The following is a 13,203-nucleotide window of genomic DNA, read 5'->3' on the forward strand; positions in this document are numbered from 1 at the left end:
GGTTCAATCGGGGTACCGATGGTTGGTCCAATCAACCGCGCGGTGGGACGTCGAAGCCCTGCATCGGACGGCTACTCGAGGTGGCGCAATTCGAGAACAGATTTCCTCCTTTCGTAGCAAGGAAAGATGCTCGTTCCTTTTATCTACTATTCTTATAGAGAATATTGGTAAGCGGTCTTGGATGACCGATAGGGCAGACGGCTTGGTTCTGCGTGACGAGATCAACGAGATGGAGGATCGCATGAAATTCGATTTCATCAGCCGCTTGAAGATAGTTTTCCGCCGTCTTGCACCTCACCAGTCGGGCAAGCCTGGCGCTCTGAGGACATCTGTCGAAAGAACGATCACGTCGGGTGAAAGCCACGATCCATCGGCGCGCGATTACGAGCTCTATTATTGGTGCTCCACGCCGGCGCCCTGGTATTGAGAGGAAACCCGCTATGGCATTAGCCTTCGATCTGCGACGACCGGTTGCGAACCGGTTTCCGAGCGACATTCGATCCCATCTTGTTCATGGTATCGAAGTTTTCTCCGTTATTTCGTCCTTCCTGTTTCTGTTCGCGTTTGTGGCGGGCGTATTCTGATGCCTCAAAGCATAATCATGGACATGCGATGAGCAGAGTGCTGATCTTGCCGGGTCTGTTCGGATCGGGGGAAGGGCATTGGCAGCGTTACTGGCTGCAGGATCAGCCGGACGGGCGCCTGGTGGATCAGGACGATTGGGATCACCCGAACTTTTGCGATTGGATGGCGAGGCTTGAGGCAGCGCTTGAAGAGGCAGGAGAAGCCTACATCGTTGCCCACAGCCTCGGCTGCCTCCTGGCAGCGCGGCTGGCGGGCCGGACGGCGGCGCGACACGTCAAAGGCGCGCTGCTCGTTGCGCCTTGCGATCTTCCGGCAACCGAGGCGCTGCATGCGGGACATATTTCTTTCGGAGCCATGCCCACCGAGGCCTTGCCTTTTCCCAGCATGACGATCGGCAGTCTGAACGACATATACATGACGCTTGACCGCCTTACGATGTTCGGGCACCTCTGGAATTCCGATATCCGGAATATCGGCCTTGCGGGCCATATCAATGTCGCGAGCGGCTTCGGGCGCTGGCCGAGCGGATACGGCTTGCTGGAGATGCTGAAGGCGCGGGCTAAACACTGGAGACCCCGAAGGTCTATGTCCGTGACTGCCGCGACCGCCTAAAAGGAGGACTTTTCTTCGGATGCATTAGGCGGCATCCTGCGATTAGATTTTAACCCAACGTTCGCCGCCAAAAATTTGCAAGAGACGACGAGCCCCTATTTGGAGGATCCACCATGAGCCTGCGTATCAATGATATCGCACCCGACTTTACCGCCGAGACGACCCGCGGGCCGATCCAATTCCACGACTGGATTGGCAATGGCTGGGCAGTGCTGTTCTCGCATCCCAAGAACTTCACGCCGGTCTGCACGACCGAGCTCGGAGCAATGGCGGGCCTTGAGCAGGATTTTGCCAAGCGCGGCGTCAAGATCATCGGCATTTCCGTCGATCCGGTCGAGAGCCACAGCAAGTGGAAGGGCGACATCAAGACGGCGACCGGCTTCGATGTCGACTATCCGCTGATCGGCGATAAGGACCTCAACGTCGCCAAGCTCTATGACATGCTGCCCGCCGGCGCGGGTGAAAGCTCGGAGGGCCGCACGCCCGCCGACAACGCCACCGTGCGCTCAGTCTTCGTCATCGGCCCCGACAAGAAGATCAAGCTGATCCTCACCTATCCGATGACGACCGGCCGCAACTTCAACGAAATCCTGCGCGCTATCGACTCCATTCAATTGACGGCGAAGCATCAGGTCGCCACGCCGGCGAACTGGCAGCAGGGCGAAGATGTCATCATCACGGCCGCCGTTTCCAACGAGGACGCCATCACACGCTTTGGCTCGTTCGATACGGTTCTGCCCTATCTTCGCAAGACGAAGCAGCCGTCGGCCTAAGCGGCCCGCATCCGGGAACGTCGGCTCGATCTGAGCCGCGTTCCCATTCCGTCGAGGGATCGGCAATTCGCTCCCTATTTAATGTTCTTGTTTAACAACAGAAAATTCTTGTATTTCGCTGTTCTTGAATGATTTTCACGATAGCGGCGTGTGCGGAAAGCCGAATTTAGCTTTCCGGGTGCCTCGCGGGCTCACCGATTTATGTCAGATGGAAAGGTGCCAGGAGCAGAGAGGGTCGATTTCGCCCGCCGAATTGCATCCAGCGCAATCATCGTCAACAACGCTGCGGCCAGAATGAGAAGGTAGCCGCCGACGGCGCGATATATGACGACGCCCAGAATGCCGCCGATCAGGAAAGCGGCAATGGTGTAGAGATGCAGCCGGAGCTTGGTCAGATTGTGCCGCGCCTCGGTCTTGGGCTCGCGTCCGCATAGAATGTCGAAGGCGATCCCGAGTTCGATTCCGAGATCGGTGGCCATGCCTGAGACATGTGTGGTGCGCACGCGGGCATCGGAGATGCGGGTGACGACGGCATTTTGCACGCCCATCAGGAACGCAAGGCCGAGAACGAGAACCGGCACACGCCAGATGGCCAGCAGCCAGAGATCCGCGCAGCCGAGGAGGGCAAGCAGTCCCGCTTCGGTCAGGATGCTATAGGCGTAAATGGCATAGACGTTACGACGGCGGCCTTCGTTGATGATCAGCGTCGAGACTGCCGCGCCAAGTATGAACGCCACCACGATCCCGCCATAGAACAGGGCGGAGAGCCACTGGCCAATCGCCAGATCATCGGAAAGCGTGGAGACGTTGCCCGTCATATTGGCGGAGAAGAAGCCGACGGCATAGAAAGCCGATGCGTTCAAGGCGCCGGCGATGGCGGCAAGCGAAGCCGCAAGGCCGCGATCGATCTTTTCGTTACGATGAGAACCCTGTCTTACGAGCATATGTTGAGAGCTATTGGCGTGACGGCATGTGTGAACGCTCTCAGCTTACCCACAGGCGCCGAGTCTTTACAAGCGGCGGTTTCGATCGTGCTGGACTCTGCCGGGCGCGCTTGGGTTAGGGCCGCCGCATCTCCAAATGCCGTCGGCGCTCCCTTGAAGATGAAGGGGACTGGGCAATATTCATAGCTCAGAGCGATTGGGACGGCATTCGACTGGAGGAAGAAAATGTTGAACAACAACGTTCCCTGGATACGGTCCGTCAGCATCCGGTTGCAATGCGGTTTGGAGCGGAGTTTCTCCGGCGCATACGATGCTTTGGATTTCCTCGAAAATGAATGGCCACTCCGACACGGAAAGCGGTATGATCGCGCAATCAAGTCATGCCACGGAGCGTTGAATGGCGTGATCCCCTCGATCGTCGCACGTGAGGCGTTTCTCGCAGCGTGCCTGGAGGCAGATATGCCGGCGGTCATTTCGCCTCGCAAGGCGATGCCGCAACTGGCTTCCGGACCTTCGCGGCCAATGCGCTCCACCAGGATTTGAGGCAGATGGCTCCGCCTGAGGGCGGAGTTCTGAGCAGCGGGTACAGGTATCACCGTTAAACGCCCAACGAACGGAGCAAATCTCTCCGGTTGGCGATGTCCGATATCATCAACGTTACAGGTTGGAGAAGACAATGCCTCCCGAAGAGATGAATGACGTGCTGACGAAGCTGCCGCTCCGGATCGGTGCCTATGTGCCCGAAGACTTGCTTGAAGATTGGTTTGCCCCGGGGACCGGCATGAACCCGGTGAGCAAGGCGGCCCTCGACAATGCCGAAGCCTATGGCCGGCGCTTCGAGTGCGAATTCAAATATTATCCGGAACGCTCTGAGGGCGTGTTTTGGAAATTTGTACCGGCGATGTAGAAGCAGCTCACGTTCACGGCACGTATATGACCCTGGTTAAATGCCGCGCTTGGCGATGATCCAATCGACCGCTGCGGAAATATCATCCACCGTTGCGGTTGGAGAAGGCTTGAAACGATTCTCGTCCTCACGACGGTATTTGCCCGTACGGACCAGCAACGCGCAGGAGACTCCAGCTCGCAAGGCTCCCGCGACATCGTTTTCGGCATCGTCGCCCACCATTACCGCTTCCGTTTTCGGGCAATGCATGCTGTTGAGCGCGGACAGGAAGAATTCGGGTGAGGGTTTCCCCAAGATGACGGCACGCCTCTGACTTGCGAACTCAAGCGCCGTCACAAACGCGCCCGCATCGAGACTAAGTTTTCCGTCCGCATCTTTGAACGCCCTGTTCGGTGCGAGCGCCAGGAAGTCCGCGCCCTCAATCAATTCCCGAAATGCCTTATTCAGCGTCCGGTAATCGAAAATCTCGCCTGCATCGCCAACAACAACAGCCTTGCCTTTGCTACCCGTCAGGTCATGAAAATCCGGCACAAGATCGGGATGGACTAGGAGGTGGGGCGATTGCTCATGTCGACCAAGCCACTCGCGGGCCGCTTGCGCGGGAGTGAACAACTCATCGCTTTTGATTGAAAGTCCGAACCGGGAAAGTCGGTCCAGAATGGCCTGCTTGCTTGAGCGTGTCGTGTTGCTCACGAAACGCACGGGAAGGCCGGCCTCGTGCAGGCGGGCGACCGCAGATGTTGCGCCCGTTATGAGGTCTTCGCCATCATAAATGACGCCGACTAGATCAAGAAGCACTCCACTGATCATCGAAGCAAATTACCTTTCTTCGTGTCATCTGGGCTCTGCCGCTCACTCTTCCGCTTGTTCTCCGCGATTTCAACTGGGGCGCTGGCCAAATGTTCCGGAATGTCGGGCTCGATGGAGCGTTGTGGGGTACTCTGATGCCGGCTATTGCTCTCCGCCGAGCATCTTCTGTAGTTCCCGGATTTGCTGGTTCAATGCGTCCAACTGCTCAGGCGTCATGCCCGAGCGCGCCATCAAGGTTTCGCCCAGGCAGCGACTCCGGGCGAAGAGGTCGCCGCCGGCTCCCGTCAGCCAAACATGGACCTGGCGTTCGTCGATCTTGCTGCGTCGGCGTTCGACAAAGCCCGCCTGTTCCAGGCGCTGCACCGGGGGGGTGATGGTGCTCGACTCTAGTGCGAGACGGTCGGCGATCGCGCCGACCGTCAGCCCATCATTTTCACCCAAGGTGCATAAGACCAGATATTGCGGATAGGTGATGCCCATCGAATCCAGCATCGGCTTGTACGTTCGATTGATAGCTATGCTTGCCGAATACAGCGAAAAGCAAAGCTGATTGTCCAAGGGGACGGGCGTGGGTTCTGACATAGACATCTTCCAATTGCGCTCATCCTTTCTATATCACGAAAAATGATATCGCGATAATTTTTTATGGACAAGGATTCGAAATGGCTTTAAGCATATAGATATCGCGATAATAAATAGTGCGATATAAATTAAATGGAGATTGAAATGAGCCAGTCGATCAATCAAGCTACCCGCCGAGGCGTTATGACGGCCGGTCTTGGCCTGGCCGCTACAGCGGCTGTCATGCCCTTCGCGCAAACTGCACAAGCCTCTCCCGTAAAACAATCTTCGAAAGGTAAGGACATCATGAGCAGCAGCACGATTACGACCAAGGATGGAACGCAGATCTTCTACAAGGACTGGGGCACAGGTCAGCCGATCGTCTTTCATCATGGCTGGCCGCTGAGCGCCGATGATTGGGACGCGCAGATGCTGTTTTTCCTGCACCAGGGCTTCCGTGTCATCGCCCACGACCGTCGCGGTCATGGCCGCTCGAGCCAAACGGCGACTGGCAATGAAATGGATACCTACGCCGCCGATGTCGCAGAGCTCGCAGCTCACCTCGACCTGAAGGGCGCCATCCACGTCGGTCATTCGACCGGCGGCGGCGAGGTTGCCCGCTATGTGGCCCAGCACGGCGGCAACGGCCGGGTCTCCAAGGCGGTGCTGATTGGCGCGGTTCCGCCGATCATGGTCAAGTCCGAGAAAAATCCGGGTGGTTTGCCGATCGAGGTGTTCGACGGTTTCCGCGCCGCACTTGCCGCCAACCGCGCCCAGTTCTTCCACGATATTCCGGCCGGGCCGTTCTATGGCTTCAATCGTCCGGGTGCGACTGTCTCTGAAGGCATCATCGACAACTGGTGGCGTCAGGGCATGATGGGTGGCGCCAAGGCTCATTACGATTGCATCAAGGCCTTCTCGGAAACCGACTTCACGGAAGACCTGAAGAAGATTGATGTGCCAGTGCTGGTGATGCACGGCGACGACGACCAGATCGTCCCGATCGCGGATTCGGCACTTCTGTCGTCCAAGCTGCTCAAGAATGCGACGTTGAAGGTCTACAAGGGCCTTCCGCACGGCATGGCGACCACCCATGCAGACGTCATCAACGCCGACCTGCTTGCCTTCTTCAAGGCGTAACGATCCTCAGAAAAAGAGAGCGCTCGCCGGCAGGCGGGCGCCTTTGGGGCAATGACCCAGGCACTTCACTTCGGCCACGGCTGGCGGAGAAGCAATGCTCTTCCGCCGTCACACCATATATTATCGGCCGCCTTCGATCTTGCGATGACGCTGATTGGCGCCGCCCTTGCCGTAGGGGTAGTCAGACGGCTGCGGTGCGCTGACCTCGTTGAGCCTGCCCATCTCCGCCTCCGATAGAGTCAGTTCCGCCGCACCGAGATTGTCGGCAAGCTGTGCGGGCGTGCGGGCGCCGAGGATGACGGAGGTCACGGCGGGCCGTGCTGCCGTCCAGGCGAGCGCTACCTGTGCCATGCTGACGCCGCGTGCCTTGGCGATCTCTTCGACGGCGGCGATAATCGCCCAGGTCCGTTCCTGCGCATTACGTGCCGCGTAGGATTCGCTGCCGCGGTTGGGGTTTTCACCGAGGCGAGTTGCGCCGGTCGGCATATGGTCACGCTTGTACTTGCCGGTCAGCCAGCCGCCGCCGAGTGGCGACCAGGGGAGCAGGCCCATGCCGGCATCCTGGCAGGCCGCGACGATTTCAAGCTCGATATCGCGAGCAAGCAGGTTGTATTGCGGCTGAAGCGTAACCGGCCGCGTATAGCCGCGCGCCTTGGCAATTTCGACGGCCTTGGCGATGTGCCAACCGACATAGTTGGAGAAACCGTAATAGCCGATCTTGCCGGCAGAGACGGCGTCATTGAGGAAGCGTAGCGTCTCTTCGATCGGCGTCAGGGCGTCCCAGGCATGCATCTGATAGAGGTCGATATGTTCAACATCGAGGCGCCGCAGCGAGTCATTCAGAGCTTGGTTGAGATGCCGGCGTGACAGACCGATATCGTTCGGCCCGTTGCCCATCGGAAAGCGTCCCTTGGTGGCGATGATTGCCTGCCGCGCTTCGGTCGGCCGCGCTTTCAGCCAGCGTCCGATGATCTCCTCCGATTTGCCGGCGCTGTAGACATCGGCGGTGTCAATAAAATTGCCGCCCCAGGCGAAATAATCGTCCAGCAATATGTGAGATTCCGCTTCGTCGGCCTCCGCACCGAAGGTCATGGTGCCAAGGCAATATGCAGTAACGACAGCCCCGCTGGGGCCGAGCTTGCGATAATCCATTCCTGCCTCCTCTGGTGGAGCACCTGCATCCGATCCGCAAAGCGGCCAGCAGAGCGAGAGCCCCGTGATCTATAGCGATGTTGTGCTTGGGACGGCCTCCGGCCATCGAATGACATTCGACGCTTTGCGCTTCAGCGCAAGGGCCGCCACGGAACAATAGCCAATCATACCGCTGCGACCAAGTGGGTCTGCAAAATAAGCCGCACCACTCTTGGCAGGACGGATCAATCAAAAATCTCAGGTCTTCGCGCCAACAGAGAGTCGATGGTGCGGAAGACCTGCTGCAGATGTTTGGCCATGTGTTTTTTGGCAGCCGAAGCATTGCCAGCTTCGATCGCGGTCACGATTGCCAGATGCTGTTCGTAGAGCTCCGCCAGGTGCCCCGGCTCGGGCAGGCTTAGGACACGAACGCGGTCAAGCTGGCCTTTGACGTTCTGGATGACCTTCCAGGCCCGTGTCAGATTGACGGATACGGACAGGATGAAATGGAAATTTTCATCCTCCGCCAAGAATCCATCCAGGTCGCTGTTGTCGACCGCGCGCTTCTGTCGCGCCAGGCTTTCATGCAGGCGAGCGACGACGGCGGGATCGGACAGTTCGGCCACGCGCCCTACAACCGACACTTCGAGCGCCTCGCGAATGAACTGTGCCTCCAGAACTTCCGAAACACGGATCGGCGCAACGAATGTGCCGCGCTGCGGAAAGATATCGACCAGCCCATCCTCGGCGAGCTTGATCAGCGCTTCACGAACGGGCGTGCGGCTGACGCCGAGCATGAGGGCAAGCTCCTTTTCGCTCAAGGCCTGCTTGGGCGCGAGGCGGAGATTGAGGATCGACTGGCGAATATTGCCATAGATCTGCGGCGCCATCGGCAGTTTCGGATCGATTGCAAGCAGGGATGACGGTTTTCTATCGGTCAGAGCCAATGATGTTCTCCTGTACGGGTGGAACGCTTTTAGCACAGAGGCATGACGGCGCGCACTGACCAGCTTCATTGACATGTTACCATGGTAGTGTATTTGAATCGAGAGCGATTATTGCCTGGTTTGGTGGCGTCGGTTTTCAAGGGAAAAGTCAGAATGAGACATACGTGGAGATGGTTTGGACCGATCGACAAGGTCAGCGTCAGGGATGCCGTTCAGGCTGGCGCGGATGGCATCGTCAGCTCCCTCCATCATATTCCGACCGGTGTCGCCTGGCCGTTGGAGGAAATCCGCAAGCGGCAGGATGAGATCCGGCAGGGCGGATTGGAGTGGGAGCTAGTCGAGAGCATCCCGGTTTCCGAAAGCATCAAGACCATGTCCGGCGATTGGAAAGGCCATGTGAAGGCGTGGGCGGAGACTCTCCAACGTCTGGCCGAAGCAGGAATTTCAACCGTCTGCTACAATTTCATGCCGGTTCTCGACTGGACCCGTACCGACCTGCGCTGGACGACGCCCAGCGGCGCAAAAGCCATGCGTTTCGATCTTGTCGATTTCATCGCGTTCGATCTGCATATCCTGCAGCGGCCGGATGCGGCGAGCGATTATTCCGCTGAAATGGTGGAGGCTGCCGCCCGGCGCTTTGTCGAGATGCCGGAAGAAGAGCGCTCGGTGCTTTCGCGCAGCGTCGGGGCCGGACTTCCCGGGCAGGCAGAGGCCTATACCCTGTCGGAATTACGCGCCGAACTCGCGCGCTACAGCGCCATTGATGCTGACCGCCTTCGCGGCAATCTGGTCGACTTCCTGTCCGAGGTTGTGCCGGTCGCCGAGGAATTGGGCATGCGGCTCTGCGCCCATGGAGACGACCCGCCATGGCCGCTTCTCGGCCTGCCGCGCATTCTGTCGACCGAAGAGGACTATGCGCGCATCCTGAAGGCCGTGGACACCCCGGCCAACGGCGTTACCTTCTGCACCGGCTCGCTCGGCGCGCGCGGAGACAACGACCTGCCGGCGATGATCTCGCGGCTGGCCTCGCGCATCCATTTCGTTCATCTGCGCAATGTCCGCCGCGAAACGACGGCGCAGCCGGGTTCCTTCTTCGAGGACGAACATCTTGAGGGAAATGCCGATATGGTCGCGGTGATTGCCGCCGTCCTTTCGGAAGAGCGGCGGCGCAAAGCCGAGGGGCGCGCGGATCATACGATTTTCATGCGGCCAGATCACGGCCAGGAAATCCTGGATGACTTGGCGCGCGGGGCGCAGCCGGGCTATCCTGCCATCGGCCGGTTGAAAGGCCTCGCAGAACTGCGGGGCATCGAGCGAGCCTTGTCACACCCTCAATATGGATTGGCCCGCTGATGGAACGATTGAATGCCCGCACGCAACCACATGATTCAATTCAGTCTCCCGCTTATGACCGGCAGGTTCTGAAGCCTGGGATCGTCCATATCGGTCTCGGCGCTTTCCACCGTGCGCACCAGGCGGTTTATACGGATGCGGCGCTGGCTCAGGCATTTGGAACCTGGGGTATTGTCGGCGTCAGCCTGCGGTCGACCGAGATCGCCCATGATATGCAGGCGCAGGACTGCCTTTACAGCGTTGTTGCGCGTGACCGCTCCGGCGATAGCGTCCGGGTTGTCGGCTCGATCGTCGAGGCGCTTGCGGCCAGCGAAGATGGAGAGGCTGTCCTTGCGAGGCTCGCCGATCCGGCCGTCCATGTCGTCACACTGACCGTCAGCGAAAAGGCCTATGGCATCGATCCCGTCGGCGGCGGAATTGATCATGCCCATCCCGCAATTGCCAACGATCTGAAATCGCCGGCCCGCCCTTCGGGCGTGATCGGTTACTTGACCGAAGGACTTGCCCGGCGGCGGGATAGGGCTCTGCCGCCGTTCACCGTGCTTTGCTGCGACAACCTGCCGAGCAATGGCCGCATCGTCCGCCGTCTTGTGACTGAGATGGCAGAAATGCGCGATCCCAACCTTGCTGCCTGGATCACGGAAAAAGTGTCCTTTCCTTGCAGCATGGTGGATCGCATCGTTCCGGCCGCAACGGCGGAAACCCGCGCCCGAGCCGAAAGGCTCCTGGGAGTGGAGGACATGCTGTCGATCGAGGCGGAAACCTTCTCGCAATGGGTGATCGAGGATGATTTCGTTTCGGATCGCCCCGTCTGGGAGGCGGGCGGCGCGCTCTTTGTCAAGGATGTCGAGCCCTACGAGAAAATGAAGCTGCGGCTGCTCAACGGTTCGCACTCCCTGATCGCCTATCTCGGGCAATTGCAGAAGCTCGAATTCGTCCGCGACGTCATGAGTGTGCCGGAGAATGTCGCGCTGGTCCGGCGGCACATGCAGGCGGCGGTGCGCACGCTCGATCCCGTGCCCGGTATCGATCTCGCCCACTATATGGATCAGTTGGTGGAGCGTTTCGCCAACCCGGCTATCGCGCATCGCACGCTGCAGATCGCCATGGACGGCTCGCAGAAACTGCCGCAGCGGCTTTTCCAGCCCGCTGTCGACGCCCTTTCTTCGGGGAGCGACGGAGCGGAGTTCGCCTTTGCTACGGCTGTCTGGATAGCCTTTCTCAAGCAGGCCGATACTCTGGACGATCCGCGCGCCGACGAACTGTTGAAGGCCGCGGCGGACACGGGGCATCCGGACGACGAAACAGCCTCCTTCCTTGCTGTGCCGGGGCTTTTCCCGAGGGAATTACAGGCAAACAGGGCCTGGCGTGACCTGGTGAATTCGCTTCTGAAATCCCTCCAGTGAGGCGAGAGGCGCTTTGTCGATGACAGCCTAAAAAACAGCCTTGCGCCTCCCGGCATTCTTGGATACAAGTATTCAAGCTTTACATCAGCCGCTTCTTTGGAGCGTGGCCTATGTGGGAGCAGGGAGGATACATGGTTGCGATAGCGGTACGCGCGCCTCATCGGCTGGCGTTGGAGGACGAAAATTCTTCTGGAGAATTGGCGCCGGGCGAAGTTTCGATCCGCGTCAGCCGCGCCGGTATCTGCGGTTCGGACATACACATCCTGCACGGCTCGAACCCGTTCGTCGTCTATCCCCGTATCATTGGGCATGAGTTTGCCGGCACGGTGGAAGCGATCGGTGCCGGCGTTTCGCGCCTTACAGTCGGGGATCATGTGGTCGCCGATCCCGTCATTTCCTGCGGAAAGTGCCATCCCTGCCGCATCGGCCGATCGAATGTCTGCGCCAATCTGCAGGTGATCGGCGTTCACCGCGATGGCGGCTTCCGGTCGGTGGCCGTCGTACCGGAAGACAATGCGGTAAAGGTTTCATCGTCCCTCGGTTTCGACATAGCCGCTCTTGCCGAGCCGCTGGCGGTTGCCGCGAATGTGCTGGCGAGAACGGGCTGCGGCCCCGAAGATGCGGTGTTGATTTATGGCGCTGGCACGGTCGGCCTGACTGTGCTGCAGGTCGCCAAAATGAAGGGCGCGCGCTGCATCGTTGCCGATATCGACGACAGGCGGCTTGAGCGTGCTCGTGAATTTGGCGCCGACCTCGTGTTCAATTCTTTGGAAAAGTCCGTTCCGGACATGGTTGCCGGCGAGCTGGACGGGCTCGGTCCATCCGTCGTTATCGATGGTGCCGGAATTCCTTACCTGCTTGAGGAAGCATGCCGTGTCGCCGCGCCTGCCGGAAGGATCGGATTGCTCGGATTTTCCTCCGCGCCTTGCAATGTCAGCCAGCAGGAAATCGTCCGCAAGGAACTGAGCCTCGTCGGTTCTCGTCTCAATCGCCGTTTCATTCCGGAGGTGGTCGGCTGGTTGGAAAGCGGCGCGCTCAAGCCGGATGCGATGATCACGCAGACCTTTGCCGCTGCCGATGCGGCCGCAGCCTTTGATCTCATCGAACAGCATCCCGAGCAGACACTCAAAGTGCAGCTCGCCTTCGATGCCTAATCACCGCCGCTTAGCGGAAGCATTCAACCTAATGACCTGGGAGGGTATATCCATGTTCTTGAGACGCGCATTTTTGGGTCTTCTTAGTGGTCTGGCGATCGCCGCAACCGTTTCGGTTCCGGCCTTCGCGGAATCCGGCAGTGTTCTTCAGTCGATTCTTTCCAACGGCAAGCTTCGCGTCGCCGTGCTCGGCAGCCTGCCGCCTTATGCAACCGTCGGCGCTGACGGCGTGCCTGTCGGCTACGACATCGAAATCGCGAAAAAGCTGGCGGCGGCATTGAAGGTCGATCCGGAATTCGTCGTTACCGATATTCCAAGCCGCGTAACGTCGCTGCAGACCGGCAAGGTCGACGTGACGATCGCCGACTTCACCCGCAATGTCGAGCGCTCGACGTCGGTTGCTTTTTCGAACCCCTATGTGGTGACGAATATGCGGCTGCTTGTGCCGGCAAGCGCGCCCTATAAGACGATCGATGAGGCCAATGCCGCCAAGATTCGCGTTGCTATTTCCCGCGGCGGTACGGCGGAGCGCGCCGTGCCGGCCCATATGCCCAACGCCCAGCTCGTCCGTTTCAACACCCAAGCCGACGAACTCAGCGCTCTGCTGTCCGGACAGGTCGACGCAATGGCGGAAGACGATTTCTACAACCGCAAGGCCATCAGCGACAATGCGGGCAAGCTTCGCCAGGTCGACGGTTCGCTCGCGCGCGCTGAGATAGCGATCGGTGTGCCGGCGGGCGATGCCGATTGGCTGCGGGTCGTCAACCTGTTCGTCGACCAGTTCAACGCGTCCGGCGACAACAAGGCGCTTTTCAAGACGTGGTTCGGCTTCGACCAGCCGGCGCTGCAGGCACAATATTGATCCAAGGGAGCGGCGTTG

General features: G+C 59.2%; 15 protein-coding genes. 10 read left to right on the top strand and 5 right to left on the bottom strand.

Annotation, left to right across the window (positions count from 1 at the left end):
- Window positions 1–181 precede the first annotated feature (181 nt).
- The 3 genes from ACXHXG_RS22290 to ACXHXG_RS22300 all read left to right on the top strand — a co-directional run bounded on the left by ACXHXG_RS22290 (window position 182) and on the right by ACXHXG_RS22300 (window position 1,970).
- The gene (locus ACXHXG_RS22290; RefSeq protein WP_245464188.1) at window positions 182–427 is read left to right on the top strand and encodes a hypothetical protein; all 246 of its coding nucleotides are present in this window, start codon (window positions 182–184) and stop codon (window positions 425–427) included.
- Between the two features lie 185 nt (window positions 428–612).
- The gene (locus tag ACXHXG_RS22295; protein ID WP_260305174.1) at window positions 613–1,197 is read left to right on the top strand and encodes an RBBP9/YdeN family alpha/beta hydrolase; all 585 of its coding nucleotides are present in this window, start codon (window positions 613–615) and stop codon (window positions 1,195–1,197) included.
- Between the two features lie 113 nt (window positions 1,198–1,310).
- Window positions 1,311–1,970 (top strand): peroxiredoxin, encoded by a 660-nt coding sequence (locus ACXHXG_RS22300; RefSeq protein ID WP_104826859.1) that lies wholly within the window; start codon window positions 1,311–1,313, stop codon window positions 1,968–1,970.
- Between the two features lie 191 nt (window positions 1,971–2,161).
- On the opposite strand, the gene ACXHXG_RS22305 is transcribed toward ACXHXG_RS22300, so the two are convergent.
- Window positions 2,162–2,914 carry a YoaK family protein gene (locus ACXHXG_RS22305; RefSeq protein ID WP_104826858.1) on the bottom strand — a complete coding sequence of 251 codons (753 nt, stop codon included), beginning with the start codon at window positions 2,912–2,914 and terminating at the stop codon, window positions 2,162–2,164.
- 225 nt (window positions 2,915–3,139) lie between these two features.
- On the opposite strand from ACXHXG_RS22305, the gene ACXHXG_RS22310 reads away from it, so the two are divergent.
- Both ACXHXG_RS22310 and ACXHXG_RS22315 read left to right on the top strand, forming a co-directional pair.
- Window positions 3,140–3,457, top strand: a complete 318-nt coding sequence (locus ACXHXG_RS22310) for a DUF982 domain-containing protein (protein WP_104826857.1) — start codon at window positions 3,140–3,142, stop codon at window positions 3,455–3,457.
- A 133-nt stretch (window positions 3,458–3,590) separates the two neighbouring features.
- Window positions 3,591–3,821 (top strand): hypothetical protein, encoded by a 231-nt coding sequence (locus ACXHXG_RS22315; protein ID WP_104826856.1) that lies wholly within the window; start codon window positions 3,591–3,593, stop codon window positions 3,819–3,821.
- A gap of 36 nt (window positions 3,822–3,857) precedes the next feature.
- On the opposite strand, the gene ACXHXG_RS22320 is transcribed toward ACXHXG_RS22315, so the two are convergent.
- Together ACXHXG_RS22320 and ACXHXG_RS22325 are read right to left on the bottom strand one after the other, a co-directional pair.
- A complete protein-coding gene (locus tag ACXHXG_RS22320; protein WP_260305173.1) occupies window positions 3,858–4,631 on the bottom strand; it encodes a TIGR01458 family HAD-type hydrolase in 774 nt (257 codons plus the stop codon).
- 141 nt (window positions 4,632–4,772) lie between these two features.
- Window positions 4,773–5,213: a MarR family winged helix-turn-helix transcriptional regulator gene (locus ACXHXG_RS22325; RefSeq protein WP_445945032.1), complete on the bottom strand. Its 441-nt coding sequence runs from the start codon at window positions 5,211–5,213 to the stop codon at window positions 4,773–4,775.
- Between the two features lie 285 nt (window positions 5,214–5,498).
- Between ACXHXG_RS22325 and ACXHXG_RS22330 the strand changes: the two genes are divergently transcribed.
- A complete protein-coding gene (locus ACXHXG_RS22330) occupies window positions 5,499–6,332 on the top strand; it encodes an alpha/beta fold hydrolase (protein ID WP_457900902.1) in 834 nt (277 codons plus the stop codon).
- A 120-nt stretch (window positions 6,333–6,452) separates the two neighbouring features.
- On the opposite strand, the gene ACXHXG_RS22335 is transcribed toward ACXHXG_RS22330, so the two are convergent.
- Both ACXHXG_RS22335 and ACXHXG_RS22340 read right to left on the bottom strand, forming a co-directional pair.
- Window positions 6,453–7,484, bottom strand: coding sequence for an aldo/keto reductase (locus ACXHXG_RS22335; RefSeq protein WP_457900757.1), 1,032 nt, complete (start codon window positions 7,482–7,484; stop codon window positions 6,453–6,455).
- A gap of 224 nt (window positions 7,485–7,708) precedes the next feature.
- Window positions 7,709–8,410, bottom strand: a complete 702-nt coding sequence (locus ACXHXG_RS22340) for a GntR family transcriptional regulator (RefSeq protein ID WP_457900758.1) — start codon at window positions 8,408–8,410, stop codon at window positions 7,709–7,711.
- A gap of 153 nt (window positions 8,411–8,563) precedes the next feature.
- On the opposite strand from ACXHXG_RS22340, the gene uxuA reads away from it, so the two are divergent.
- The 4 genes from uxuA (at window position 8,564) to ACXHXG_RS22360 (ending at window position 13,185) form a co-directional block, all read left to right on the top strand.
- Window positions 8,564–9,763: a mannonate dehydratase gene (gene uxuA / locus ACXHXG_RS22345; RefSeq protein WP_457900759.1), complete on the top strand. Its 1,200-nt coding sequence runs from the start codon at window positions 8,564–8,566 to the stop codon at window positions 9,761–9,763.
- Window positions 9,763–11,169: a mannitol dehydrogenase family protein gene (locus ACXHXG_RS22350; RefSeq protein WP_457900760.1), complete on the top strand. Its 1,407-nt coding sequence runs from the start codon at window positions 9,763–9,765 to the stop codon at window positions 11,167–11,169. The genes uxuA and ACXHXG_RS22350 overlap by 1 nt, the downstream gene beginning before the upstream one ends.
- A 131-nt stretch (window positions 11,170–11,300) precedes the next feature.
- Window positions 11,301–12,323 carry a Zn-dependent oxidoreductase gene (locus tag ACXHXG_RS22355; protein WP_283053923.1) on the top strand — a complete coding sequence of 341 codons (1,023 nt, stop codon included), beginning with the start codon at window positions 11,301–11,303 and terminating at the stop codon, window positions 12,321–12,323.
- Between the two features lie 52 nt (window positions 12,324–12,375).
- Window positions 12,376–13,185 (top strand): transporter substrate-binding domain-containing protein, encoded by an 810-nt coding sequence (locus tag ACXHXG_RS22360; RefSeq protein WP_104826848.1) that lies wholly within the window; start codon window positions 12,376–12,378, stop codon window positions 13,183–13,185.
- The last annotated feature ends 18 nt before the right edge of the window (window positions 13,186–13,203 follow it).

It is taken from the genome of Rhizobium sp. LEGMi-198b (genome assembly GCF_054114205.1).

What these genes read in the sequence shown, in the direction of transcription:
- ACXHXG_RS22290 (WP_245464188.1), top strand. Translation starts at nt 182, where the DNA reads ATGACCGATAGGGCAGACGGCTTGGTTCTGCGTGACGAGATCAACGAG.
- ACXHXG_RS22295 (WP_260305174.1), top strand. Translation starts at nt 613, where the DNA reads ATGAGCAGAGTGCTGATCTTGCCGGGTCTGTTCGGATCGGGGGAAGGG.
- ACXHXG_RS22300 (WP_104826859.1), top strand. Translation starts at nt 1,311, where the DNA reads ATGAGCCTGCGTATCAATGATATCGCACCCGACTTTACCGCCGAGACG.
- ACXHXG_RS22305 (WP_104826858.1), bottom strand. Translation starts at nt 2,914, where the DNA reads ATGCTCGTAAGACAGGGTTCTCATCGTAACGAAAAGATCGATCGCGGC.
- ACXHXG_RS22310 (WP_104826857.1), top strand. Translation starts at nt 3,140, where the DNA reads ATGTTGAACAACAACGTTCCCTGGATACGGTCCGTCAGCATCCGGTTG.
- ACXHXG_RS22315 (WP_104826856.1), top strand. Translation starts at nt 3,591, where the DNA reads ATGCCTCCCGAAGAGATGAATGACGTGCTGACGAAGCTGCCGCTCCGG.
- ACXHXG_RS22320 (WP_260305173.1), bottom strand. Translation starts at nt 4,631, where the DNA reads ATGATCAGTGGAGTGCTTCTTGATCTAGTCGGCGTCATTTATGATGGC.
- ACXHXG_RS22325 (WP_445945032.1), bottom strand. Translation starts at nt 5,213, where the DNA reads ATGTCAGAACCCACGCCCGTCCCCTTGGACAATCAGCTTTGCTTTTCG.
- ACXHXG_RS22330 (WP_457900902.1), top strand. Translation starts at nt 5,499, where the DNA reads ATGAGCAGCAGCACGATTACGACCAAGGATGGAACGCAGATCTTCTAC.
- ACXHXG_RS22335 (WP_457900757.1), bottom strand. Translation starts at nt 7,484, where the DNA reads ATGGATTATCGCAAGCTCGGCCCCAGCGGGGCTGTCGTTACTGCATAT.
- uxuA (WP_457900759.1), top strand. Translation starts at nt 8,564, where the DNA reads ATGAGACATACGTGGAGATGGTTTGGACCGATCGACAAGGTCAGCGTC.
- ACXHXG_RS22350 (WP_457900760.1), top strand. Translation starts at nt 9,763, where the DNA reads ATGGAACGATTGAATGCCCGCACGCAACCACATGATTCAATTCAGTCT.
- ACXHXG_RS22355 (WP_283053923.1), top strand. Translation starts at nt 11,301, where the DNA reads ATGGTTGCGATAGCGGTACGCGCGCCTCATCGGCTGGCGTTGGAGGAC.
- ACXHXG_RS22360 (WP_104826848.1), top strand. Translation starts at nt 12,376, where the DNA reads ATGTTCTTGAGACGCGCATTTTTGGGTCTTCTTAGTGGTCTGGCGATC.